This is a genomic window from Agrobacterium sp. RC10-4-1 (genome assembly GCF_014138475.1).
GTDB classification, from domain to species: domain Bacteria; phylum Pseudomonadota; class Alphaproteobacteria; order Rhizobiales; family Rhizobiaceae; genus Agrobacterium; species Agrobacterium pusense.
This window is the reverse complement of the sequence record NZ_JACJIT010000001.1, coordinates 173,766-198,932: the sequence shown is the minus strand read 5'-3', so window position 1 is coordinate 198,932 and position 25,167 is coordinate 173,766. Positions and strand designations below refer to the sequence as shown.

General features: G+C 57.3%; 22 protein-coding genes. 7 read left to right on the top strand and 15 right to left on the bottom strand.

Annotated features, from left to right (window positions below; all coding sequences use genetic code 11):
• Positions 1 to 7 precede the first annotated feature (7 nt).
• A complete protein-coding gene (locus FHW77_RS00910; protein ID WP_022563095.1) occupies positions 8 to 1,009 on the bottom strand; it encodes an ABC transporter substrate-binding protein in 1,002 nt (333 codons plus the stop codon).
• A gap of 46 nt (positions 1,010 to 1,055) precedes the next feature.
• Entirely contained in the window at positions 1,056 to 2,138 is a 1,083-nt protein-coding gene (locus FHW77_RS00905; RefSeq protein ID WP_006697219.1) for a 4-oxalomesaconate tautomerase, read from the bottom strand.
• 105 nt (positions 2,139 to 2,243) lie between these two features.
• Here FHW77_RS00905 and FHW77_RS00900 point away from each other — a divergent pair, with 105 nt between their 5' ends.
• Positions 2,244 to 3,140 carry a LysR family transcriptional regulator gene (locus tag FHW77_RS00900; protein WP_004445891.1) on the top strand — a complete coding sequence of 299 codons (897 nt, stop codon included), beginning with the start codon at positions 2,244 to 2,246 and terminating at the stop codon, positions 3,138 to 3,140.
• Positions 3,141 to 3,223: 83 nt separating this feature from the next.
• Here the strand turns inward: FHW77_RS00900 and FHW77_RS00895 are convergent, their stop codons facing one another.
• Positions 3,224 to 3,934, bottom strand: a complete 711-nt coding sequence (locus tag FHW77_RS00895; RefSeq protein WP_111814631.1) for a DUF2161 domain-containing phosphodiesterase — start codon at positions 3,932 to 3,934, stop codon at positions 3,224 to 3,226.
• An 85-nt stretch (positions 3,935 to 4,019) separates the two neighbouring features.
• A complete protein-coding gene (locus FHW77_RS00890; RefSeq protein ID WP_004445895.1) occupies positions 4,020 to 5,303 on the bottom strand; it encodes a cystathionine gamma-synthase family protein in 1,284 nt (427 codons plus the stop codon).
• Between the two features lie 123 nt (positions 5,304 to 5,426).
• On the opposite strand from FHW77_RS00890, the gene FHW77_RS00885 reads away from it, so the two are divergent.
• The 5 genes from FHW77_RS00885 to FHW77_RS00865 all read left to right on the top strand — a co-directional run bounded on the left by FHW77_RS00885 (position 5,427) and on the right by FHW77_RS00865 (position 10,417).
• Entirely contained in the window at positions 5,427 to 5,894 is a 468-nt protein-coding gene (locus tag FHW77_RS00885; RefSeq protein ID WP_004445897.1) for an Lrp/AsnC family transcriptional regulator, read from the top strand.
• 158 nt (positions 5,895 to 6,052) lie between these two features.
• Positions 6,053 to 7,018 (top strand): MYG1 family protein, encoded by a 966-nt coding sequence (locus tag FHW77_RS00880; protein WP_111814633.1) that lies wholly within the window; start codon positions 6,053 to 6,055, stop codon positions 7,016 to 7,018.
• A 152-nt stretch (positions 7,019 to 7,170) separates the two neighbouring features.
• Complete coding sequence (locus FHW77_RS00875; RefSeq protein WP_111814635.1) at positions 7,171 to 8,439, top strand: sugar ABC transporter substrate-binding protein; 1,269 nt, start codon at positions 7,171 to 7,173, stop codon at positions 8,437 to 8,439.
• 11 nt (positions 8,440 to 8,450) lie between these two features.
• Positions 8,451 to 9,539, top strand: a complete 1,089-nt coding sequence (locus tag FHW77_RS00870; protein WP_006697224.1) for a carbohydrate ABC transporter permease — start codon at positions 8,451 to 8,453, stop codon at positions 9,537 to 9,539.
• Positions 9,536 to 10,417, top strand: a complete 882-nt coding sequence (locus tag FHW77_RS00865) for a carbohydrate ABC transporter permease (protein ID WP_004445906.1) — start codon at positions 9,536 to 9,538, stop codon at positions 10,415 to 10,417. The genes FHW77_RS00870 and FHW77_RS00865 overlap by 4 nt, the downstream gene beginning before the upstream one ends.
• 84 nt (positions 10,418 to 10,501) lie before the next feature.
• Here the strand turns inward: FHW77_RS00865 and FHW77_RS00860 are convergent, their stop codons facing one another.
• The 6 genes from FHW77_RS00860 to FHW77_RS00835 form a co-directional block, all read right to left on the bottom strand.
• Positions 10,502 to 11,800 carry a hypothetical protein gene (locus FHW77_RS00860; protein ID WP_034497379.1) on the bottom strand — a complete coding sequence of 433 codons (1,299 nt, stop codon included), beginning with the start codon at positions 11,798 to 11,800 and terminating at the stop codon, positions 10,502 to 10,504.
• Between the two features lie 95 nt (positions 11,801 to 11,895).
• A complete protein-coding gene (locus FHW77_RS00855; protein WP_111814637.1) occupies positions 11,896 to 13,860 on the bottom strand; it encodes a glycosyltransferase family 2 protein in 1,965 nt (654 codons plus the stop codon).
• A gap of 148 nt (positions 13,861 to 14,008) precedes the next feature.
• Complete coding sequence (locus FHW77_RS00850; protein ID WP_022563104.1) at positions 14,009 to 15,463, bottom strand: HlyD family secretion protein; 1,455 nt, start codon at positions 15,461 to 15,463, stop codon at positions 14,009 to 14,011.
• Positions 15,464 to 15,963: 500 nt separating this feature from the next.
• Entirely contained in the window at positions 15,964 to 17,001 is a 1,038-nt protein-coding gene (locus FHW77_RS00845; RefSeq protein WP_111814639.1) for a sensor histidine kinase, read from the bottom strand.
• A gap of 4 nt (positions 17,002 to 17,005) precedes the next feature.
• Complete coding sequence (locus FHW77_RS00840; protein ID WP_004445914.1) at positions 17,006 to 17,443, bottom strand: response regulator; 438 nt, start codon at positions 17,441 to 17,443, stop codon at positions 17,006 to 17,008.
• Positions 17,440 to 18,894, bottom strand: a complete 1,455-nt coding sequence (locus FHW77_RS00835; RefSeq protein WP_037092065.1) for a sensor histidine kinase — start codon at positions 18,892 to 18,894, stop codon at positions 17,440 to 17,442. The genes FHW77_RS00840 and FHW77_RS00835 overlap by 4 nt, the downstream gene beginning before the upstream one ends.
• A 210-nt stretch (positions 18,895 to 19,104) precedes the next feature.
• Between FHW77_RS00835 and FHW77_RS00830 the strand changes: the two genes are divergently transcribed.
• The gene (locus FHW77_RS00830; protein ID WP_006699868.1) at positions 19,105 to 19,479 is read left to right on the top strand and encodes a response regulator; all 375 of its coding nucleotides are present in this window, start codon (positions 19,105 to 19,107) and stop codon (positions 19,477 to 19,479) included.
• A gap of 44 nt (positions 19,480 to 19,523) precedes the next feature.
• On the opposite strand, the gene FHW77_RS00825 is transcribed toward FHW77_RS00830, so the two are convergent.
• The 5 genes from FHW77_RS00825 to FHW77_RS00805 all read right to left on the bottom strand — a co-directional run bounded on the left by FHW77_RS00825 (position 19,524) and on the right by FHW77_RS00805 (position 25,133).
• Positions 19,524 to 20,516: a sensor histidine kinase gene (locus FHW77_RS00825; protein WP_111814723.1), complete on the bottom strand. Its 993-nt coding sequence runs from the start codon at positions 20,514 to 20,516 to the stop codon at positions 19,524 to 19,526.
• Between the two features lie 13 nt (positions 20,517 to 20,529).
• The gene (locus tag FHW77_RS00820) at positions 20,530 to 20,985 is read right to left on the bottom strand and encodes a response regulator (RefSeq protein ID WP_037092067.1); all 456 of its coding nucleotides are present in this window, start codon (positions 20,983 to 20,985) and stop codon (positions 20,530 to 20,532) included.
• Positions 20,978 to 23,188 (bottom strand): ATP-binding protein, encoded by a 2,211-nt coding sequence (locus FHW77_RS00815; protein WP_111814641.1) that lies wholly within the window; start codon positions 23,186 to 23,188, stop codon positions 20,978 to 20,980. The genes FHW77_RS00820 and FHW77_RS00815 overlap by 8 nt, the downstream gene beginning before the upstream one ends.
• A gap of 119 nt (positions 23,189 to 23,307) precedes the next feature.
• A complete protein-coding gene (locus tag FHW77_RS00810; protein WP_022563110.1) occupies positions 23,308 to 24,348 on the bottom strand; it encodes an SAM-dependent methyltransferase in 1,041 nt (346 codons plus the stop codon).
• Positions 24,345 to 25,133 (bottom strand): DUF1295 domain-containing protein, encoded by a 789-nt coding sequence (locus tag FHW77_RS00805; RefSeq protein ID WP_022563111.1) that lies wholly within the window; start codon positions 25,131 to 25,133, stop codon positions 24,345 to 24,347. The genes FHW77_RS00810 and FHW77_RS00805 overlap by 4 nt, the downstream gene beginning before the upstream one ends.
• Between the last annotated feature and the right edge of the window lie 34 nt (positions 25,134 to 25,167).

The following is a 25,167-nucleotide window of genomic DNA, read 5'->3' as shown; positions in this document are numbered from 1 at the left end:
CGGCCTCTCAGTTTGCAGCCTTCGAAGCCGCGGCTTCGACGAACTTGTTGGTATAGGTGGTGTTGAGGTCGATCGACGCCTTTGCCACTGCCTCGTTGAAGGTCTTGAGAACGGCAAGCGGCGTTTCGAGATCGCCGGGCTCGAATTTGCCGTCTTCGGAGAAGATAGCCTTCGCGGCTTCGACGGCCTTGATGTAGGTTTTCTTGTCCCCGGACACGAAGTCGTCAGGAAGCTTCTCGACGATTTCTTCCGCCGAATGCTGCTTCATCCAGTGCAGCGCCCGTACCGTGGCATTGGTGACCTTCTGGATCACTTCGGGATTCGCGTCGATATACTCCTGGGTCGCGTAAAGCACGGAGGTCGGATAGATGCCGCCATAAACATCTTTTGCGCCCTGATCGCTGCGTGCATCGATGAGGATTTTGCCCAGCCCGCGTTCGACGACAATCGTGGCCGCCGGGTCATAATTGACGAGCAGATCGATCTTGCCCTGCTGCAGGGCCGCAACGGCGGCGGCACCCGAGCCGACGCCAATGATGGAGATATCGTTGTCGCTTAAATTGTGCTGCTTCATATAGTAGCGAATGAAGAAGTCCGAGGAAGAGCCCGGCGAGGTGATGCCGACCTTCTTGCCCTTGATCGTCTCAGGCTTTGCAGGATCGAAGTCAGTATCGTTCTTGCCTGCAAGAACCAGACCCGAGTTGCGGGCGAGCTGAACGAAGCCCACGACGTGCTTGTTCTGGGACTGCATCTGAATGGTGTGGTCATAAAAACCGACGGCGACGTCCGTGGAGCCGGCGACGAGCGCCTGTAGCACCTTCGAGCCTCCCTGGGCAAAGTTCTCGGTCGTCACATCAAGCCCCTCTTCCTTATAAAAGCCGAGGCTGGCCGCAACGGGGAAAGGCAGGTTGTTGAGGTTGTATGAGCCGACGCTCATTCTGACAGATTCGGCATTGGCGGTTGCCGCCAGCGCACAGAGCGCAGCCGTTGCAAGCAGGTATTTACGCATGAGGGTCTCCTCCCGTTTCGCGATATTTTAGCCACTATGGCCTTGTCTATGCTGCGTCTTCAATCGCAGCCATTGGCTTGGCGAAGGCAAAGCCTTCGAACAGCCTGCGCGCCGTCCTTACAAGTCCGGCTGTTATGGCTCCGTTTCGCATTTCCAGCTGTACATCCAGACGACCTGCGGGATGTTCGATGCGGATCTGGGTCGGCACGGAAAGCCCTCCTGCCGCACTATAGGCGACGGTGCCTTCCGTTACGGCCGCCGTCGCGATGCCGACAGCGCCGGTTGTCGCGAGGGCAGGATGGCACTCGTTCGGCATGAAATACCTGACCGAAAATGTTCCACCCCGCCGCGCCGGCGCTATGAGGACCGGCTTTGGGATGACCATATCCCGAACGTCTCCCATCCCCATCATCTTTCCAGCCTCGATGCGTATGCGGGTCATCCGTTCAATCAGGTCTCGATTGGCGGAGAGCGATTGCGGATCTTCGTAGCCGGTGACGCCGAGATCAGCTGCCCGCATGAGAACCATCGGAATGGCGCAATCTATCGCCGTTACATCCACCCCGTCGATCACATCGACGGGTTTTCCGGTCGGCAACAGCCTGCCGGTTTTCGCGCCGGCTGCATCCATGAATGTCAATGCGATAGGTGCCGCAAGACCCGGAACACCGTCGATCGATGCGTCACCAAGATAAATTACCTCGCGGCCCCGCGTCGGCACCTTCGCCTCGATCAGTTTGCCGGTATTCACGTTGTGAATCCTGACAAGCGTATCGTTACCCTGCGCCGGCACGAGCCCCGCCTCAATCGCGAAGGGACCGACGGCGGCCAGCATATTCCCGCAATTGGGGGAATAATCGACATGCTGCCTGTCGGTGCGCACCTGTGCGAACAGATAATCAATATCGGCGCCGGCGACCGTGGAAGGTCCGATGATCGCCACCTTCGACGTAACCGGATTGCCCCCGCCGATACCGTCGATCTGCAGCGGATGGCCTGAGCCCATGATGGACAGCAGAGCCGCATCCCTTGCCGCCGGATCTCGGGGCAAATCGGACGCCAGAAAGAACGGTCCGCGAGACGTTCCGCCGCGCATCAGCACACAGGGTATCTTCATCAGATCGTTCATGATTAGCCTCAATCTTGCATTTTGCGGATCAATGCGCCGCGTTGTTGCAATATGGGCAAAAGAGTCTAATCTGTTAAATGCAATGTTTTGGAGGTTTATTGCGAAATGAGCATCAATTGCGAAATACTGGATTTGCGCGCATTTCAATCCGTAGTTGAGCTTGAGAGCTTTCACAGGGCAGCGGAGGCGCTGCATATCTCCCAGCCGGCGCTCACCCGCCGCATCCAGAAGCTGGAGCAGGCCATCGGCGCACCGCTTCTGGAGAGAACGACCCGACATGTCGCTCCCACCGCCATGGGCCAGGAGGTGATGCCGCTTGTCCGGCGTATGCTGGAAGAATTCGATGGGTCGCTGTTCGCCATGAAAGATGGCGCGCAACGGCGCGGCCTCATCACGATGGCCTGCGTTCCCACCGCCGCTTTCTACTTTCTTCCCACGGTTATCAAGACCTTCAGTCAGCAATATCCAAACATCAGGCTGCGCATCAGGGATCTTACGGCAAATGAGGGGCTGCAGGCGGTTGCGAGAGGCGAGGTGGAATTCGGCATCAACCTGATGGGCAATTCCGATCCCGAACTGTCATTCGAACCGCTCATCGATGACCCGTTCGTGCTGGCGATGAGGAAAGATCACCCGTTGGCAAATTTCGAAACGATTGAATGGAATCAGCTGGAAGCCTATCCGCTCGTCGTCGTGGACCGTTCAAGCGGCAACAGGACCCTTCTAGACGGCGCGCTTGCGAGACACAATCTAAAGCTGAACTGGTTTTATGAGGTGACTCATCTCAATACGTCGCTCGGGCTGGTCGAAGCCGGGCTGGGGATTTCCGTTCTGCCGCGGCTGGCCACGCCGCAGGACGAACATCCATTTCTCATCACCAGGCCGATCGTCAATCCCGTCGTCTCCCGTACGATTGGCATTGTACAAAGGCGAAGCAGTGCCCTTTCGCCCGCCGCGGAAAAATTCGTCCGGCTGCTGCTGGAGACCTGGAAGACCCAGTAGTCACCTGATGGGTCGGGGATGCCCGGGAGGGCCCCTGACCCCGCAATCCTGATCTCCTGAAGTCTTGGAAAGGTTTTTCGCCGTCAGGTTTCTTCGAAGCCGACCGTGCCTCGCACAATCCCGTCGACAGCCTTTGCCGGCACGTCCTGCTGTGGCCACCGCTGCAGGGCTTCGTGTCCGGCCTCGGTCAGACCGTAGACTCCCCGGTCGAGTCGTTCGAACCAGCCGTAAACATTCGAAAGCAGTATCTTCCCGGCATCGGGTATATTGGACCTGACCTCACGCACACGCATCGGACCCGACGCCAGCGCCACGGCGCAGCCAAGCGCCTGCTGGCGATACGCTGTCATTATTGGCATGCGCGTGCTCCCACCCGCCGTGGGATCGCCCCGCCTCCTCTGGTGTTCCCGCATGAGCCGCGACCGCCGTTTCGGATTGGTTCGCGGCATCGGCGAAACGGCGCCGACGATGATGCTGACGTCACCGGCATCGGAGATTCCCAGCATACCGATCCCGAGCCTGCGGCAAAGATCGCGGTAACGCCTGTCAGCCTCGCGGCCCTTACCCCTGGCAGAGACCCGGGCGGCGATCCACACCTCATCTGCGATAGCCGCGCGATCGACAGCCTGCAAAATGAGCTCCAGATTGAAGCTCAGCTTTAGCTCGCAGATGACGACGACGGGGGGATCGTCATCGCTTAAGCCAACAAGATCACAGCCACCCACTTCGCCCTTGACGGTATAACCCGCCTCTTCGAGGAAATCTTTCACGGGCAGATAAAGCGAAGTTTCCATATGCCTGAAGGTTCACGTGACTATACTACCCCCAGATATATCGATCCGCCTGCACAGGACAACCTCTTGGTTGGCACGTGAAGCGTCAGACCTGATCCAGTGAAAGGGTCAGGTCGGCGATAAGATCGTCGGGATGTTCGATGCCGATTGACAGCCGGATCGTGGAATCAAGCACACCGATACGCTGACGGACATCGGCAGGAACGCCTGAATGCGTCATCGTTGCGGGATGAGAAGCAAGGGACTCCGTGCCGCCAAGGCTTACCGCAAGTTTGAATATGTTGAGCGCATTGAGAAATTTGAAAGATGCGGCCTGCCCGCCGACAATGTCGAACGAGAAGGTGGATCCTGCCCCCGAACATTGGGCGGCAAACACCTTGCCAACCGCGGATGCCGGATCGCTGAATGGTAGGTAGTGGATTTTTTCGACCTTGGGATGGGCATTCAGGAATTCAGCCACAAGCCTGGCGTTGCTGTCCGCCCGTTCCATCCTGATTTGCAGCGTCTCCAGGGAACGTCCGAGCATCCAGCACGAGTGCGGATCGAGCTGCGTGCCGATCGCCCCACGTAGGGCCTTCACCTGCTTCATCACATCCTTGCGCCCCAGCGCCGCCCCGGCGATAAGATCGGAATGCCCGCCAACATATTTTGTCAGCGAATAGAGCGAAATATCGGCGCCATGTTCTATGGGCCGCTGGAATACAGGACCAAGAAGCGTGTTATCGCAGGCGATGATCGGCCTGTGCCCCTGCCTTTTGCCAATCACCTCGGCGACCCGGCCTATCATGGCGATGTCGACAATGCTGTTCGTCGGATTGGCGGGAGTCTCGATCAGGATAACGGACACCCTGCCTTTCGCCATCGCCTCCTCTGCCGCCGCCATGACCGAGGTTTCGCTGACACCATCGGCGAAACCCACTGCCGACACGCCGAAATTATGAAAGGTCTTCGCGAGAAGCGTTTCCGTGCCGCCGTAAAGGGGCTGGGAATGGAGCACCGTATCGCCGGGCCGCACGAAGGCGAAAAGCGTCGTCGAAATCGCGGACATGCCCGAGGAGAAGAGCGCACAGCTCTCCGTCCGTTCATAAACTGCAAGACGATCCTCGACGATCTCGCTGTTTGGATGGTTGAAACGCGAATAAACGAGACCGGCGCCTCTGCCCTCCGGCGGCTCCTTGCGCCCGGAGACATAATCGAAGAAGTCGCGACCATCTTCTGCCGACTTGAAAACGAAGGTGGATGTCAAGAACACCGGAGGCTTCACGGCTCCCTCCGACAACTCCGGATCATACCCGTAATTGAGCATCTGGGTTTCGGGATGAAGAGCATGGTTGCCGATATGGGTTTTGGACGGATGCGGCGCGGTCATTTCCGATGATCCCTCAGCTGGCGTTGAACTTCCTGCAGGTTACACGCAATGAAGTCGAAATGCCTTGCATTTTGGAGCGTTTACATGCCCCATAAAGCAATATATTGCGGAGAATTGTAATTTATGTCGCAGAAAATTGCAGACCCGATCGACCGGCGGATACTTCGGGAATTGTCCGCCGATGCACGGATCACGAATAACGAACTCGCCGAGCGCGTGGGGCTGTCGGCATCCGCATGTCTACGCCGGCTTCGACGCCTGGAAGAAGTGGGTGCCATCAAGGGATATTCCGCCATCATCGATCCGGCGATCGAGGGATGGACCATGACCGCTCTCGCATCCATTCGCCTCAGCCGCCAGCACGATGATGAAATCCGGATGTTCGAAGCGGCGGTTCTTGAGTGGGACGAGGTTCTCGAATGTCATCTTGTCACGGGCACGAAGGACTACATGCTGAAGGTCATGTGCGGCGGACTGGAGGATTACGAGCGTTTCATCAAGGACAAGATCGCGAAGCTGAAATGCGTGGACACCATTGAGACCAGCTTCGTCATGAACACGATCAAGACGCGGCGCATCTGGTCGTCGTAACGCGCGGACAATGTCGCGCTGGCTGTATGCTGTCCGCACTTTCCGGCGGAAATTTTGATCCGAATTAGCGTCGTGGCGGGTTGAGATGATGTACGGCAAAGGGTATCAGGTGCCCCATTCTCGGCGGCTCTTCCGCAAGCAACAAGGCACATCCTGACATGAACCCGGACTTCCTCGTCACCCATTCCGGCGGCTTCCATGCCGATGAACTTCTGTCGAGCGTTGTGCTGACACGGCTTTTCCCGCAGGCCCGCCTCATCCGCAGCAGGGCACCGGAATGGCTCGCTGCCGGTGCGGACCGCATCATCTACGACGTGGGCGGCGCCTACGACGCAGCAAGAGGAATGTTCGACCACCACCAGCGCGGCGCGCCGTTACGCGATGACGGACAGCCCTACAGTTCGTTCGGGCTGATCTGGAAGCATTTCGGCCGCGATTATCTTGCTGCCTTCGGCGTTCCTGAAGACCACATCGAAACCATTCACGCTTCTTTCGATGCCGGTTTTGTGTTGCCTGTTGACCTGGTTGACAATGGGGCGCTCAGCCCCTCGACGGCCGGACCGCTCGCCGGGCTGACCCTGCCCGCCCTGCTCGAAACTCTGAAACCCGTTTTTGATGACACCGATCCCGAAGCGGACAATCGCAATTTCCACGCGGCGCTGGGCATTGCCCGCAGCTTCGTTGAGGCCAAAATAGCTAACAGTGCCGCAAAGTTGCGCGCCGAAGCGCTTGTGAAGCAGGCTATCGTGGATGCTGGCGAAGGGCATATTCTCGAGTTGCCGATGGGAATGCCGTTCCGGCCCGCCATCGTGAAGGCAGGCGCCGATCATCTGCTCTTCGTCGTTCATCCGCGTAACAACGACTGGTGCCTGACCGGTATCCGGCGCGCCGACGAGGGCTTCGCGTTGCGGGCGGATCTGCCGGCGGCCTGGGCAGGCCTGACTGACAAGGATCTGGAAGCGGTTTGTGGCGTGGAAGGCGCGACCTTCTGCCATAACGGCCGGTTTGTCGCAGCTGCAAAGACCCGCGACGCCGCGTTGGCCATGGCAGAACTGGCGGTAAAAGAGGCTCTCTCCGTCAGCAACAATGCACCGGCGACAGAGCCGTCAAATGGCGGGATCTGAACGCCTGGCTGCTGATGCGGTTCGGGCGGGGCAAATCCGCGATCCTGTCTGCATTTTTTAAAACGCGGTTCTCCGCGTAGCGTCTGGACGCAAATTTCTGCGGAACAATCTGTAGATGTTGAAGTTACCCTTCGTGAGGAGGAGGACCATCTATGACCAGCAGAGCCATTTTTGCGGGGGCAGCAACTGCCCTGTCGATGCTTTTTTCTACCGCCGCACTGGCCCAGACCGACCTGACGATGTGGTATCACGGCGCAGGCAATGTTGAAGAACGCAAGATTCTGGCCGGCATCATCGAGGACTTCAACTCGTCCCAGTCGGACTGGCGGGTCTCGCTTCAGGAATTCCCCCAGAATGCATATAATGAATCCGTCACCGCTGCTGCGCTTTCCAACAAGCTGCCAGACATTTTGGATGTCGACGGTCCGAACATGCCCAACTGGGCGTGGTCCGGATATTTGCAACCACTGAAGATCGACGAGACAAAGCTTGCGAATTTCCTGCCCGGTGCCGTGGGCCGGTGGGGAGACAAGCTATATTCGGTCGGCCTGTGGGACGCTGCCGTGGCGGTATTCGCCCGCAAAACGGTGCTCGATGAAAACGGTGTCCGCATTCCAACTCTTGAACAGCCGTGGACCGGCGAGGAATTCAACGCAGCCCTTGAGAAGCTCGCTGCCAGCGGCAAGTTCGAATATGCCATCGATCTCGGCATGGCCGATAAAACCGAATGGTACAGCTATGCCTTCAGTCCCTTTCTGGAAAGTTTCGGCGGCAGCCTGATCGACAAGGAGAATTATCGAACCGCCGAGGACTTCCTCAATGGAGACAATGCCGTCAAGTTCGGGGAGTGGTGGCAATCCCTGTTCGCCAAGAAGCTTGCCCCCGGGACATCGCAATCACCCGCCGACCACGAAACCGGATTTCTGGAAGGTCGCCACGCCTTGCAATGGATGGGCAACTGGGTTGCGGTGAAGGCTCTGGAAAAATATGGAGACGATCTGCTTTTCCTGCCTGCGCCTGATTTCGGGCAGGGTCCGAAAATCGGCGCGGGGTCATGGCAGTTTGGCGTTTCGGCCACCAGCAAGCATCCCGAAGGCGCTTCCGCCTTCATCGAATTCGCCATCCAGGACAAATATCTCGCGCAGTTCTCGGATGCGATCGGTCTTATCCCGGCCACGCCCTCGGCAGCCCAGATGACGAAGAATTACAAGAAGGGCGGCCCGCTCGAAGTTTTCTTCGAACTATCCAGACGCCAGGGTACGTTGCGTCCTGTCACTCCGGCCTACGCCTTCATCTCGCCGGTCTTCTCCAAGGCTCTTTCCGACATTGCCAACGGTGCGGATGTGGCCGATACCCTCGATAATGCAACGGACGAGATAAACAACAATCTGGAACGCAATTCCGGTTACCAACCCAGATAGGGGCGTGATCGATGGCGCTCTTTTCTTCACAGGGAAAACCGGCCCGGGACGGCTTCACGGGCTGGTTCATGGCCGCACCGGCGGTGGTGCTGATCGGGCTCTTCCTGATCACACCATTTCTGCTGGGGCTGGGTTTTTCCTTCACCAACCAGCGGCTCACATCTCCCAACCCGACGGAGTTCGTCGGCTTTGAAAACTACAGCCGGCTGCTGGGCGTCGGTGTGCTGACGCTCAAGCCGGAAAGGCAGGCCGATGGAAGCATCAGCCGGGATGCGGATGGCTCCATCTCCTATCCGAGAATTCGTAATTTCACCCGCAACAACTCCGACTATCCTCATCTGGACGGAATGCGGGAATATAAGAACTTCAGCTGGGGCGAGAACCGGATCGTCATTCTAGCACGCGACGTCGTATTTCTGACCGCCGTCGTAAACACCCTTTCCTTCGTGGTCGTGGTCGCGCCGGTTCAGGCGGCGCTAGCGCTGTTTCTTGCCCTGTTGGTGAACCAGAAAATCCCCGGCGTCACGATTTTCCGTGCGATCTATTTCATGCCGGTGGTCTTGTCGGTGGTCGTGGTGGCGCTTCTCTGGCGGTTTATTTATGCCGCCGATAATGGGCTCTTGAACAGCCTTCTGAGCTATATGAGTTTTGGGCTCTTCCAGCCTGTCGACTGGCTGGGCAGAACCGATACCGCCTTATGGGCCATTCTGGTGATGTCAGTCTGGCAGGGCGTCGGTTTCCATATGGTCATCTGGCTTTCCGGCCTGCAGACTATCTCGCCCGATCTCTACGAGGCAGCGGACATTGAAGGCGCGAGCCGCTGGCAGAAGTTCTGCATGATAACCTGGCCGCTGCTGCGCAACACGGCGGTGCTCGTTATCATCGTCATCACCATGCAGGCTTTTGCGCTTTTTGCGCAGATCGATGTGATGACCAAAGGCGGGCCTCGCGACTCTACGCAGAGCATCGTCTATCAGGCGGTTGAGCGAGGATACCGCCAGCAGGACATAGCCGCGGGCTCCGCAATTTCTGTCGTCCTTTTCCTGCTTGTCCTGTGCATTTCGCTGACCCAGCGCTACCTGACAAGGGAGAAGCAATGATGCAGGCCGGACGCCGCAAAAGTCCCGTTTTTCTCATCGGCAATTACGCGCTCATGCTCGCCTTCGCGGCGATCTTCATCCTGCCCCTGTTGTTCATGGGGTTCTCATCGCTAAAACCGAACGACCAGCTGTTGAGCGATGCGACTTCGATACGAGCCTTCCTGCCGGTCGGAGATCTTTCGCTCGAAAACTATACTGCGGCTTTCGCCCGGGCGCCGATTGCGACCTTCATATTCAATTCCGTTGTGGTAACTGGCGTCACCGTATTTCTCGCCCTGCTGCTCGGCTCGCTTGCCGCCTTCGCTTTTACGTTTTTGAACTGGCGCGGCAAGGACGTTCTCTTCTCTATCATTCTCGCCACGCTCATTATTCCGTTTGAGACGATTGCCGTGCCGCTGCTGCTGGAGGTCAACAATCTGCCATGGATCGGCAGCGGCGGGTTTACCTGGGGTTGGCTCAATTCCTGGCATGTGCAGATCATTCCATGGATCGCGGACGGACTGACGATTTTTCTCTTCGTCCAATATTTCAAGGATCTGCCGAGGGAATTGCTGGAGGCGGCACGCATCGACGGAGCCAGCTGGCTGCGTATTTACGCACAGGTGGTAATGCCGCTCAGCGGGCCGGTGATCGCAACAGCTGCGATCTTGAAGTTTCTCGTCATGTACAGCCAGCAGTATCTATGGCCGCTTCTCGTCACGCAGTCCGAGGCTTACCGGCCGGTTATGGTGGGGCTGCAGTATTTCTTCCAGCTCAACACGCCCTGGGGTGAAGTCATGGCCTATCTCACCATTATTACCCTGCCGGTGCTGATATTTTACCTGTGTCTGCAGAGACTTTTCATCTCCAGCATCGCAGCAAGCGGGATAAAGGGATAGCGTTTTGAAGGCTGCCCGGCATCTTAAACCGCCAGGCCCGCCGCCATCCGGTCTTCTCGCGATCCCACGACAACAACATCCTCCTTACCCCCTGCCGGGACGGGCATAATTCCGACAGGGACGCGTGCAACTGCTTTCTCTCAAAAACGGGTTCCAGTCTTTCGCCGCCAGGATTGCCCAGGCAGTAGCGCCGACATGCGGCAGTCTGAAATATTTGAAATCGGCAGAGGTCGAGGCAGGCCCGATCATCAGCCCCGTCGTCAACTCCGGCCCGACAGTGGCATAGACCAGACCATCGGGCGATACCTCAGCATCAATGATGGCAAGCAGGGCTTCGGCGCGCCCGGCGTGGCCTGCATGCTGAAACGCAAGCGCTGCCTGCGCCGTGCCTTCCAGCCAGATGCCGTCCCGGTCATCGTTGAAATCAAAGCCTTCCCCGACCGCATAGTGCCGGTCGATCCATTCCAGCACGCGCTCGGCGCGGCCGCGGAATTCCGGAACGGCGAGGATGGGCCAGAGTTCGGAATCTATTCCCGACTGAGTTAAATTGGGCCGATCGCTGCCGGGCAGGCTACCAACATAAAAACGACCCTGCTGCTCATTCCACATGGCGTCGAGGAACTTGCCTGCCCTGTCCTGCATCGTCCGCCAGGTTTTATCGTCCCCACTCTCGGTGAGCCAGCTGGCAACGGCGTAAACGTCAAGATTGTGCTCCGTCGATTTCCAGTCGAGTTTCACCGGAGACGGTTCGTGGCCGAATGTGCCGCCCGTGTAACCGATGTCGCTGTCACCCTTGGTATATGCATCGATCCAGCGCATGATTTTTGCCGCGGCCTGCAAATAGGCTGGATTGTCGGAGCGCTCAGAGGCGGTAAGCAGGGCAAGGGCCGCCCAGGCGAGATTGCCTGTCGCACTGCCGACCTGATAGCCGTCTTCGACCCAGGCATTGCTGGCGGCATTCCAGAAACCGGGCAGGAGCATAAGCTCCGTTTTGCTGACGACCGGGCCGGAGCGATAGGCGTTGCGCAGGCGGCCATCACTGTAACGGCGGTCACGGTTCACGGCCAGCAGCAGCGCATCGGCAACCCTTGTTGCTTCTGCGTCTTTCCCACATGCAAAAAGAGCGATGGATGCCAGCGCATTGTCATAGGTGAAACCCGTATTCGAAAGCGCCGGATCGAGCGCCTTGCCACCGGGCGCAGGCTCGAAGCTGCGGAACACGAAGGGCGCGGGAGAACCATCCATCTTCCCGGCAAGACCCGCGCATAAGCGCGAAGCGAGCATATCGCGGACGGATCCGGATGCAGCGCGCCCGTCACCTCCAGCCAACACTGTCATGACACAGGACATCAGGATCGCAGGGATGATCGATCTGAGAGGCATGAGCGGAATTCCCGTTTGATCGAAACCTTTCAAGGCGGCAGCCGGCCATCGGGACCGTGTTGTGTCCGGCAAAGTCCTGTTCAATCGCCCCCTGATTAGCTGAAGGCCCTCGCGAGCAACATCTGCATGGATTTTATCAGGTCGCCCTGTTCCGCCACATTTTCCGGTGCAGTGCGGAAAAGCAGCCGCAGGATAGCCCGATGCTGCTCGGCGGTTGCAGCAAGGCAGAATTTTCCGGATATTTGCTGGTCTTTTGTTGCATCGATCTGCAACCAGCCCACCTCCGGCACGAATATGGCCTGCGCTTCTGTAGAAGAAGTGAAACCCGCAAGCGTCACGGTTTCAGTCGACAGTGCCACGATCTTCACCCCTGTCACCGCATTGCCCTGCCGTAATTGTCCGCCAAGGTTTACGCTGATCGGCTCCTCCCTGTCGAAACGCGGCAATTCGATGCAGCAGATAAGGCTGATGAAGGCAATCACCATGGCGACGGCCGACCAGATAAGGTTGAGACAATCGCGCGCCGAAAATTCCACGGGTGCGTCCCATCCATAAACGGCAATCAGCACGGAGATGGCCGAAGCGAGGGTTACAAGGGCAAAGAATAGCGCCGTCGGGCCGTGAACGCGCACCTGTGACCTGTCTCCGCCCTTTTCCGTGACCTTGAAGGGGCGTCCGAAAGGTTTTCGCATGGCCTGAAAAAGCGTGATCGTGATCGGAACGGCGGTCAGTGCGTGTGTTACCTCGGTGAAAAGTGGCAGTGTGCGCTTTCCCGATATCCAGGTGGAGTAGGCCCAGAACAGCGCAAGCGATGACAGGCCGAGTTGCATGAACATCAACTCATCAGCCTGGAGCGCGGAAACGCCGGTTAGCCAATAGATGGAAGGCGCGAGCAGCAGGCAAAGGATGAAGGGTTTCGAAAGCCAGCAGAACAGGCCGTGCAGATAATGCAGCCGCTGCGTCAGGGTAAAATTGCCGCGCCACAGCGGCCCGGTGCGCAAAAGTCCAATCTGGATGGTACCGAGACACCAGCGCGTGCGCTGCGTGATATACTCCGGCAGGCCTTCTGCCGATAATCCGACGCTGAGCTTTTCATTTAGCCAGCGTGTCACATACCCCCGTTCCATCAACCGGTAGGTCAGCAGCATGTCTTCCGAAAGTGCATCATGCGGGAAACCTCCGAGTTCGTTCACCGCTGCCCGCCGCAGAACGAAACTCGTTCCGACGCAGAACGCACAACCGACCGCGTCCTTTGCAGGCTGGAATACGTCGAAGAATACCCGTTGATCATCCACGAAGGAATTGCGGATACCGAGATTATGCTGGATGGGGTCGCTGTTGAAATAAAATTGCGGTGTCTGCACCACGGCCACTTTGGGATCGGCAAAAAGTCCGGTCACGCGTGACAGGAAATTGGCCTGCGGCGCAAAATCAGCATCAAGAACCATGATGAAATCTGAAATTTCCGACAGCGCATTGGTGTGGACAAGCGCATTGTTCAGGTTCCCCGCCTTTGCGTGCTTATTGTCCGGCCGCGTCACGTAATTGACGCCGACTGTTTCGCAATAGTCCCGAACCTCGGACCTGCGCGTATCGTCGCAGACGAAAACGCGCAACCGCGGATATTGCATTGCCTGAGCCGCGACAATCGATTTTTCAAGCACGTTCAAAGGTTCATTGTAGGTGCAGATGAACACATCGACCAGTGGCGCATTGGGATCGCCCGTAATCCCGGCTTCGGCTTCGTCTGCAATGGAAGACCAGTCCGTTCGTCTTGTCAGGATCAAAATCGATCCCATCGCATAAAGCACGGAGATCAGTTCGAAAGTGAAATAGATGTAATTCCAGGCGGTTTCCAGCGAAAGCTCTAAGGGAGGCAGCGTATCGGTGGCGCGCCACAAAATATAGACGCTGAGCGAGAGCAGCATGATGGTGCTGAACGCCAGCCGGTCCAGCGTTCGCCGCGGGTCGGCAAGCATGGTGAACAGGATCGCGCAGAGGGCGATGATGAGATTGACATAAAGGACGGACTGAACATCGCCCTCTGAAGTGAAATACATCGCTTGTCCTCATGGTTGACCGGATACGTCCCAAAAGCCGCGCCCGATAGCGTGCGCGAATGAGGCTGCTTCGACTGTGTGAAACAGGTGGGTCGCCCTGCGGGCGTCGTGGACGCGCCCGCAGGGGCTTGCCCAATCCATGCGGGTGTCAGGATTGGGTGCGCGGTGCTTTCGCGGTTGCATCTGCACCGCTGATCGCATGCTGCGTGATGATATCCGGCTTTGTAGTGGGCGCCGCTATTCCCGGCGGCTGTTGCGGCTGCCCGCCCATGCCCATCTGCTCGAATATTTTCTCTCGGGATGTCTCGATGAGCGTCCAGGCGGCCTGCCTCACGTCGGGCATTTCGCTGGCGGATGCCTGCGCAAACTGGAAGAGGCTTGCCGATGCCTCATGAACATATTCCCGGGTCTTGCCGAGCCATTCGCGCGGCAGACTTACACTCACCCAGGTACCGACCGAACAGACGCCGTTTTTCATAAACTGGCTCTCGGATGTCCCGGCCATGCGGATATAAGCGTAAAGCTCCCGCCGCTCCGTGGGGGGAAACGGTACGGCATAATCGAGGTCGACGCGTTCGGTGGTTCGGGGCACCAGCCGCTCTACCACCCCGTCCGCTTCCTGCGCCCACGCATCGGCATTTACCTTTACCCTTGAACCCACGGAAAGGGCCTGCGCCTGACGTTCGGAAAAAATTGCCACGACGAAAGCGTTGCGACAGTCGAGCGCCTCCGCCAAGGTGTCGCCGGCCACCACTTCACGTCCCGTCACGGCAACCGGCTTATAAAGCGTCGTGCCCGGCGGAATGGCGAGATCGGCTCGGGTCAGTCTGTCGATACGCGCGGCCTCCGCGGAGGCAAGCGCTTCGAGTTCGCTTTTCCGCGTCTGCATGGTCGTCATCTGCATCTGGATTTGCAGCAGATCGGCGGACCTCGTGCGGATTTCCTGCTGAAGATTTTGCAGGGATTGCAGGTCGGAACCGATATAGATGCCCTGGCGCGCGAAGCTCATTTCCTTGTTCAGCTTGTCGACGGCAACTTTCGCGGCCTGCAGTTTTGTATCTTCAAGTTGTATCGTATCGGCGATGTCGTCGCCGATTCCGAAATAAACGCCCTTGGCAACCAGCTTCTGTTTGCGCACCGCTTCTGCTTTCGCGATGCGGGTCGAATAGGTCACCATCTGCAAAGCAGCCTTTGCCGCTTCAAGGTCGGATTCTGTTCTCTGCAGTAAAGCCGCTTGCTGGCTGAGAAGATCATTGTTCAGATTGTCGACCCGGCTAGCATAATCGCCGATAATCGCGTTTTTCTGGCGAAGTTCATTGTCGAGCGCCGCCAGTTGCACTTTCAGGCCGATCAGAGTGGTGTTGTCGACCTTATCGTTTTCAACAGCCGCCCTGCCGTTACCGGATATTTTCACCACGCCACTGATGGGGGTCGTCAGCGGAATGACGGGAGCATTGATCAAGGCGCGGTTTGTCTGCGAAGTGAAGACAGGTGGAAACACGGAGGAGGAAAACACTGTGGCGACAACACCGAGAACAGTATATGAGGCCAGCCTGACCGAGGCGCCTTGAGGTTTTTCTTTATCTCTATTGCGGAACAGCATGGCACGAACTCCTGTTTTGTTGAACAGCATTTCCTCCCGCAGTATTAAAATAGTCCATCAAGTTTTTTTGCAGCGCAACATCGTTAAGATTGCATTAAGACATTTTCCGAGATTGCCGAAATACTATGCATCTGCCGGCTTTATGGACGCAAAATTTCACCCATGAAAACTTCCTGGGTCAAATTTCAGTCGTTCCATATTAGCTGTGCCTTTATAGCGGCAGCCGGCACCCGCCTTGTGCAGTTTGCTCGACCGGGGCGCACAACCTGAGAATGTACCGCGTTTCCACTATGGCAGAGAGAAAAATTTTAAAGAATCGCTTTTACGGCAGGTCGCTCTGCTCAGAGCGCCGAAAGCGGCTTCACTCTTCCGTGCTTCGCGCAAAATATTTTGACCATTCGCTCGCGCTGAAGGCTATGGGGACGGCCAGGAGGTCCAATCGCTCTCCACTAGACAGCCGTTATATCGAGATATAATCGCGAGGCACGGCGGCCATGCCGTCACCGTTCATTCCATATCATCGAGAAACGGGTGCCTTTTTTGAGTTCCGGGTGCGTGTGCGTCTGCTCGACCCGGGCGCCAATATTCTGCGCCATCGCCATGATCAGCTTGGTGCCGAGACCGGTGCCGCGAGGGGCTGAATCCGGTTTCACACCGACGCCGTCATCCTCCACAACAAGAATGAACCGGCCGTCCTGGGCGGACAGGTTAATGCGCACTGTGCCTTCTTGATCTGGATAGGCATATTTGAGCGCGTTTGTCAGAAGTTCAGTGACGATGACACCGAGCGCAACGGCATGGTCGGCGTTCAGATCAACCTCACAGAGTGACGTTTCGACCGTGATGGAGGAAGAGCCCGGGACAGCTTGGAACAGGTCGCTTATGATTGAGGTGAGATAGGAATTCAGGGATACGAGCCCCACATTCGCGGTATTGTAGAGACTGCGATGAACGCCGGCGATCGCAGAAATCCGGCTCTGCGTTTCCAGCAACGCCGTTTCTGCTTCCTGGGACTTCAGCGTATTGATCTGCAGCCGGATCATGGCGGAAACCAGTGAGAGACTATTCGCGATGCGATGGTTCATCTCTTTCACCATCATTTCCGCATGCTCTTTGGCCTTTATCAGCAGACGGTCAGCTTCCTCTTTTGTTTGCCGCAGGCGATGGTTTTCAAGCGCCTGGTTGATGGCTGCCAGCAACAGCGGAAAAAAGTCGTCTCCAACATTCTTGATGACGTAATCGGCGGCACCAGCCTTGAGCGCGTCTATGGCGATCTGGGCCTCGTTGGACCCCGTTACGTAAAGAACGGGAACCCGGGCCGGCACCGTCTCGATAGCCGCCAGAAACTCCATTCCCGTCGCCGTCTGAAAATAGTGATCGAGAACGACGACATCGAACTGCCCGTTTTGGAAAAGCTCAAGCCCGGAAGCAACGGACGCGGCATGGACCACCTCCATTCCGCGGCGACCAAGGACGCGGCTCGCAAGCCGCGCCAGAGCCGGGTCGTCATCGACATACAAAACGCGCAGAGCCATCATGCCTTCAGGGTATCTGTATTACGGAAAAGAAAAGGCCGAGATTTTTGATGGCATTCGCGAAGCCCTCATAGTCGACCGGCTTTGTTATATAAACATTCGCACCGAGATCATAGCATTTCTGAATTTCGGTTTCGTCATCAGTGGTCGTCAAAACCACGACAGGCAGACGGCGGGTGTATTCATTGCTTTTGATCTGCTCGAGAATGCTGATGCCGGACATGTCGGGGAGATTGAGGTCGAGCAAAACGAGCAGATAGCGATCTTTGCTGACGAGCCCATCCCTGCTTTGGCCCAAAATGTAATCCAGCGCCTTTGCACCGAGTGTGAACGGCACGATCTCGTTGTTGACACCTGCTCTGCGCACATTTTTCTCGATCAGACGGGCATGTCCCTCGTCGTCTTCGATCATCACGATCGTTACTTCCTGACCGGTCGCTTTCATTTGTCGCCTTCCTTCGTTACTCTTCTGAGGTCACTCGGAAGCAGCAGGATAAATGTGCTGCCTTCCCCGAGTCGCGACTCCACCCTAATGTCACCTCCTAAATTTCTGATTAGCGAACGGACATGTGCGAGACCTATTCCTTCACCGGGCTGGTCCTGTTCGCCCGCCCGACGAAACAGTTCGAAGACACGCTCAAGATCCTGCTCACCGATACCGCGCCCGTTGTCGCCAATTTCAATGGCGATCGCGCCGCGCCCGGCCGGATAGGCGCGTGCCGTTAACCTCAGAGGGCGCCCAGGCATCTGATATTTCACCGCGTTATCGAGAAGATTACCTAGAATCTGGTCGAGAGATATGCGGTCCGTCACGACTGTCAGCTTGGGCGTGTCGACATGAATCTCGCCTCCATTGGCCGTGATCTGATGGCGCACGGTCTCTGAAAGCGAGGAGAGCAAAGTTTCGATATCGACTTTCTCCGGCTGAAGCTTGCGCTGGCCGTCACGGGATATCTTCAGAATGGCGTTGATCAGCTGGTCCATCTTGCGGGTCGATGAACGGATAAACCCGATGGCTTCGGGTATGTCTTCCTCAACCGCCAGCCGCGCCTCTCGGATCACGTCCTGCGTCAGCGTTTTTCCATCTGCCAGGACATAGTTGGTGACCGGCTTCAGCGACGTATCGAATTCAGAAAGGAAGCCCATGATGTTGACAAGCGGCGCCCTCAGATCATGAGTAACGATATAAGCGAAGCGCTGAATTTCCTGGTTGGCCCGGCGAAGATCGCGTGTTCTTTCCTCGACACGCTCCTCAAGATGGCGATTGAGTTCGTCCACATCCTCCCGCGACCTGTTTAGCGCGCGAATATAAGTAAAGACGAGCAGTATCGACCCGCCGACCACGATGAGAATTGCAACGGCACCGCCAATCGTTACCCAACGAAGTGTATTGGCGGCGCCCAGTTGATCCGCAACGATGACGCGCAGGCGATCGTCGGTATCCGACTGAAGGTCCGACAGGACACTCCTGATCTCATTCATGAAGCGTTTGCCGTCGTTATTTCGAACGACCTCGGCTGCCTCGGTAATGCGACCCGCGCGCTGCAAATCGATGGTTTCGCGTGTCTCGGAGAGCTTTGCGTCGATCGCCTGCTTCAAGCCAGCGAGAGGTTGCTTATATCGCTCTTCCCCTTTCAGAAGATCGAGAAGTCGCGCCTGGCGTTCGGGCAAGCCCTGAAGGGCCTCTTCGTAAGGCCCCAGATATTCGCGATTGTTGGTAAGCAGATATCCCCGCTGGCCGGTTTCGACGTCCTGCATCGTCGTCAGCACATCCAGAATTGCGGCACGGACACGGCGCAGTTCCGCCGTTTCCTGGGAATAGAGATTATTCACCTGCACCAGCCACAAAGATGTGGAGACCATGCCAATCAAAATTGCAACGCCAACAGCAAGCATCAAAAGGCTTCGCTGGGCAAACGGTGAAAAACCAGTCACAGCAGTAACATTCCCGGTAGGCAGTTAGTTCGCGGCACAAACTAGAGTACGCAAGCGACGGATGCGAATGATTTCTTTTTACACAAGGGTGGAACCACCTCGATCTTCAGGCGTTCAGCGCTGTTGGTAAAATGTCCGGGCGCGCCTGCGACCATGTGAATGCGGTAAGCTATGCAATATGATTTTCAGGGAAAGCATATCCTCGTTCTGGAAGACGACGCCCTTCTGGCGATGGATATGGAGGACTTTCTGTCCGACCTCGGTGTCGACGTCATCGGGCCGGTTTCCGATATAGCCGCAGCGCTGGAGAAAATAAGCGCAACCGATCTGGATGGAGCGGTCATCGACCTCAATCTCAAGGGCGAGTTATCCTTTCCCGTGATCGAACGACTGAGGGCCGAGAGCATACCTTTCGTCATCTGCAGCGGATATGCCGAGATACCCGGTATTCGCACGCAATTGACAGGGCTGACGATCATTTCCAAGCCGTGCGATTTTGATAATCTCCCGAATGTTCTGGCGACCGAATTCGCGCACACCGGCTAGCGGGAAAATACCCGCAACGTCCGGTAACGCTGATAGGCGACACTTCAGTCCAGAGGGAAAATCACCCGATATTTCAGGCCGTCGCGATCATAGCGGATTTCGCTGTCGCCCTGCAGCTCGTACTGGGCTCCCCTTGTAACAAGGGTCGTTCCGAAACCGGTCTCCAGCGGAGCGGAAATGGGCGGGCCACCGCTTTCATGCCAGCGCAGCTCGATAAGGTCCCGGCCTTCATCGTTACGAAGCCTTTTCCAGAAGACCTGCACCTTCCCGGTAGCTTCTGAAAGCGAACCGTATTTCTGCGCATTCGTCACCAGTTCATGCAAAATCATGCCAAGCGCCAATGCGGATTTAGGCGATACGCTAACCCCGTCCGGACCTTCGAGCTCGACGCGGCTGGCAAAAGTGTTATGGGGTTCAATTGCCCGCTTCACGACATCCTTGAGATCGGTTTGCCCCCAGTTGCTCTGGAAAAGCAGGGCATGACTCTCGGCGAGCGCACTTACGCGGGCCACGAGCCTCTCCTGATAATCCTCTACGGATGAACTGCCTTTTGCAGTGCGACGAATGATGGAAATGACCATCGCCATTGTGTTCTTGACACGGTGGCTGAGTTCGCGGACGAGCAGCTCCTTGTGCATTTCCGCCCGTCTCCGCTCCTCCTTTTCCCGTGCTTCCGCGAGAGCGCGACCCACTGCGGAGGGCAGCCTCGCCAGTCGCTGCTTCAGGACATAATCAGTGGCGCCGCGCCTGAAGGCATCGATCGCCGCGTCTTCGCCGAGAACACCGGAAACGAAAATGAAGGGCGTGTTGGGTCTCGTTTGCATGACGACATCAAGCGCAGCCATGCCGTCAAAGTCCGGCAGGGAAAAATCTGCGAGAATGATATCGAACTGCTGATTTTCCAGCGCCTCGATGAAGGAAGTTTTACCCACCGCCCTGGTTACGACAGGGGGCGGAGAGATCCGTGAAAGCTGATCCTCGATCAGTTCGGCATCGACCGAGCTGTCTTCGAGAAGAAGAAGCTTGCTTTGCTCCATCTGCGGCATCGCCTCACGCACCATTGCGGCGCGCGCCCGGCGGCGGTTCGTTCAGCAGGGCCCAGAACACGCCAAGATCCTGTATCGCCTTAAAAAACTGATTGAACTCCACCGGCTTCACCACAAAGGCGTTCACGCCGAGTTCGTAGCTCTTTACGAGATCCTGTTCTTCACGGGAGGAGGTCAGCATGACGACCGGAATATGCTTGAGGTGATCGCTGCCCTTAACGGTCTGGAGGACCTCGAGCCCGTCAACTTTCGGCAGCTTGAGATCAAGAAGAACCACGGTCGGATCACCGGCAGGCCGGTTGTGGAAGCTACCCGAGGCGTTGAGATAATCAAGCGCTTCGGCACCATCACGCGCAATGACGACCTCGTTCGCCAGTTGACATTTTTCCAGCGCAGTTAGCGTCAATTCCAGATCGCGTGGATTATCCTCCACGAGAAGAATAGGTCTGAGTTCAGGCAATTTTTTCCTCTTCAACTTTCGTAACCGGCAATGTGAAGGAGAACGTGGCTCCCTCTCCCACAGTTCCCTTAGCGCTGACCGAACCGTGGTGGCGTTCAACAATTCGTCTTACCAGCGCAAGTCCAATTCCCGTTCCCTCAAAATCCTCTACCCGCTGCAATCTCTGGAACACACCAAAAAGCTTGCTGTAATAGGCCATGTCAAAGCCGACACCGTTATCCTCGACCGAGTAGGTCACGCCACCTTCGGTTTCTGCCGCGGAAATGGTGATAATCGAAACGGGTTTCTGGCGGGAATATTTGATCGCGTTGTCAACGAGGTTGTACCACACCTGCCGAAGCAGGGTCGGATCTCCGAGCGATACGGGCAGATCGCCGATATGCCATTCGATCTGCCGATCAGCGATGGAATGAGCGAGGGACAGGCGAACCTCGTTCACGACTTTCTCCATGTCTACCGGCACCATTGTGATTTGGGTGCGGCCGAGCTGCGAGAAATTCAGAAGATCATCCACGAGCCTGCCTGCGCCGAGTGCCGCTTCGGAGATCATCTGCAGATAGTGGAGCGATTTTTCATCCAGGGCGTTGCTGCGTTCGCGCAAGAGCTGGGCGAAACCGACAATATGACGGAAGGGCGCGCGGAGATCATGCGAAACCGAGTAGGAAAATGCCTCCAGCTCCTTGTTGGTCCTCTGCAATTCTTTCGTCAGATCCGCCATTTCCTCCGCCTTGCGCAGGACGATGCCGATGATCGCGCCACGCAACTCCCGCGCCGCTGCAAGCTCGGGGGCTGACCACGGTGAGGCCGTGTTACGCACCTGCTCTTTCCAGGTTTCGAACGATTTGCGCGGATGAATGCGCCCGCTCTCATGCACTGTCTTGTGCGGATCCCCGCCCCAGCGCACCGTCTTTACGACTTCCGGCCGAAACCAGATCAGCCAGCTTCCGTGCAATTCCGAAACCCGCATCGCGATGATCCCGCTCGCCACGGACGCAAACGCCGCAGCAGCGGGATAATCGCCGGCAAGATTGTCTGTGGCAAACAGGTCTGCAACCTCGCGTTCGCCGAGCCAGCGGATCAATCCTTCGACCTGCTCCTGCGAGGGAGTCTTGCCCACGAGATGGTACTCATCGCCAAAAAGGAGTGCCGCTCCCTCAGCCCCCACCTGCTCCAGCAGATCGTCCTTTTCGCTCTCCCCGCCCAGAAGGCCGTCAACCCATCTTTGTGCCGCCGCCATCCGCTTGAGCAGGCGAGCCTGGACATGACCAAGTTCCAGCCGGCGCGAAGCATCCTGAGAACTTTGCTCCATTGCGATCCGCATCGAAAGGAGCTGGGCGGCGAAATCGCAGGCTTCGCGCACGGCGAGCGAGACGGAGTGCGGGGCGGCGTGATGGCATGCGATCAGCCCCCACAATTTGCCATTGACGATGATTGACACCGACATCGAGGCCGCCGTCGCCATGTTACGCATGTATTCCAGATGAACGGGCGAAACGCTGCGGAGCTGTGAAAGGCTCATATCGAGCACTGCGCCCGTTTCCGAGTTGACCTGCGGCATGACAGGCACGGGCCTGTAATCGACGTCCGGGATCATACGCAGACGGTTGACCGTATAAAGCTTGCGCGCCTGCGGCGGGATGTCGCCGGCCGGGAAGCGAAGCCCGATATATGAAGGCAACGCCCCGCTGCCGGCTTCCGCCACGACATGACCGCTCCAGTCGGGACCGAAGTCATAAATGAGGGTCCGGTCATAACCGCTGATCGAGGAAACAAGCTGTGCAACTCGAGACAGTGCGTCGCTCAGCGACGGCGTGCTGTTGAGATATTGGGCGAGGCCTGTCAATTCGCTCATCAGCGCTTCGGCGGATGCGCCCTGGCCTGTTCTCTCAAGCTCGACGATGATCACGCTTCCCGACCGATGCGCCGAGACATCGAGTTTTTTTTCGGTCCAGACATATCTGAAGCTGCTGTCGTCACCGGAATACCAAGCCGGTAATGCCTCGATAAAAGGCAATGTTCCCCCGTCTGGAATCACCCCGATCGATAGAGGCGCATCAAGAAAATCCTGCAGGTTATCGCTCGCCTGCACGACGGCCAACTGACGCGCGGACAGCACGAAGAGTGCGCCATGTTGCTGGATAGCGCCGGGAATGTGGATGGGCTCGGCGCCGCAACTATCCAGCTTCGGCGTGACTGAACTCATGACTTTCTCCAGCCGCTCTGTGATCGACGGCCTGCTCAAAACGCGGCCAGCCTAGCCATTATTCTACGGATGTAAACGTTTGCTTACGCGAAATTGTTTCGCCGTCGGCCACGTCCCTCTCAGGTTTCGGCAACAACAGCGGGCTTCATGAGATAATGACCCACACCCCAGACGTTACCGTCCTCGTGACCAAATAGCCCGGCCGTTGCGAGAAAAAACAGACGCCAGCGGCGTTCCCATAACCGCGCGTCAGCGCCATAAACCCGCTGCAGGATCGGCCTTATGTGGCCGATTTCCCGATCGAAATTCTCAAGCCAGGCGAGAGCCGTGCGCCGATAATGCGATCCCGGCCAGTTCCATTCCCTTTCGACGGTAAGAACCTCGCTGAAACGATGGGGAAGATCAAAAGCGGGCATGATGCCGCCGGTGAAAAAATGCCGGGCAATCCAGTCGGCGGGGTTGTTGTGGTCGAAACGATAGGATCGGCTGCGGTGGTTGAAGACATGGAGGAAAAACTTGCCATCAGGTTTCAGCCAGGCACGAACGCGTTCGAAGAGCACCTGCCAATTCGACATATGTTCGAACATTTCGACCGATACGACGCGATCAAAGTGATCGCCGGTCGCAAAATCGTTCATGTCTGCGGTCACCACGGAAAGATTGGACAGCCCGCGCTCACGCGCGCGGCCGAGGATGGATTCCCGTTGCGACGCGGAATTGGAGACAGACGTGATCCGCGCATTGGGAAAACGCGCTGCCATATAAAGCGACAGCGAACCCCAGCCGCAGCCGAGTTCGAGAATGTCCATGCCGTCCTCCAACTCGGCATGGTCTACCGTCTCGGCGAGAGCAGCTGTCTCCGCTTCATCAAGGCTTGTCTGGTTATTGGGATAATAGCAGCAGGAATATTTCCGCTGGGCTCCGAGAACCAGTGCGAAAAATTCAGCGGGGACTTCATAGTGTTGCCTGTTCGCCTCGTCGGTATGGCTGGCGACGGGGAATTTCGCCATATCCGCCGCAAAAGCCGCCTCGGCATCCGGCGGTATTTTTGCGAGCCGCCGTTTCGTTCTTGCGCAGAGCATATCTATTCCGGCGAGTGTAACGCTGTCGTTGAGCGCCGCGCGTTCTGCGGCATTGATGGCAAAGGCGAGCATATTCATGGCGCTTCCTCGTTTTTGCGCGGCCCCGGAAAGAAGGCGTTGACGCGGCGTTGCAGGGCACGGAATTTTTCTCCGCGCGATTTCAGCATGTGCTCTTCAAGCGGCGGAATGCCGGAGACATGGACGAGCAGCCAGTACATCATGACGGGCGCGGCAAGCGACGCCCAGGACAAGCCGTCCGCCTGAAGGGCCAGCAGCGGCAAGCTGCACCAGAAAAGCCATTCGAAGAAATAATTGGGATGGCGTGAATAACGCCAGAGACCGGTTTCACATATACCGGTTTTCGCTTCGGGGGTTTTCCTGAATTTCGACAGCTGGGCGTCCGAGAGCGCTTCACCTGCCAGTGCAACAAGCGCAACCATGGTGGCGAGAAGATCTATCGTGCGCGGGAAAATCCGGTCGTTGCTGGCGGCTAGATAAACAGCCAAAACAAGCACGAAGGCGGCAACCGCCTGTATTTGCAGGAAGAAGAAAAGCCGCCGGGGACCGGTTTCGCCCCATTGCTCCATGAGTTTTGCATAACGCGGATCTTCCCCGCCACCCCGCGTGCGCAGGCCTATGTGTCCAGCAAGCCGCAGGGACCATACGACAACGAGACAGAATACGACACTGCGCCGCCCGCCATCGCCCTCCGCCAGCAACACAGCCAAGATGCTGCCGAGCCCGACGCTTGCCGACCAGACGGTGTCGATCCAGCCGCTCGAGCCGGTCGCTCTTTGTAGAGCCCAGGCTCCCGCCATCAGCAGCGACATCAGAATGGCAAGCGTCAGGATCACGGAAAACATCACTACTTCGCTCACCACTTTTAATCGATCGAGG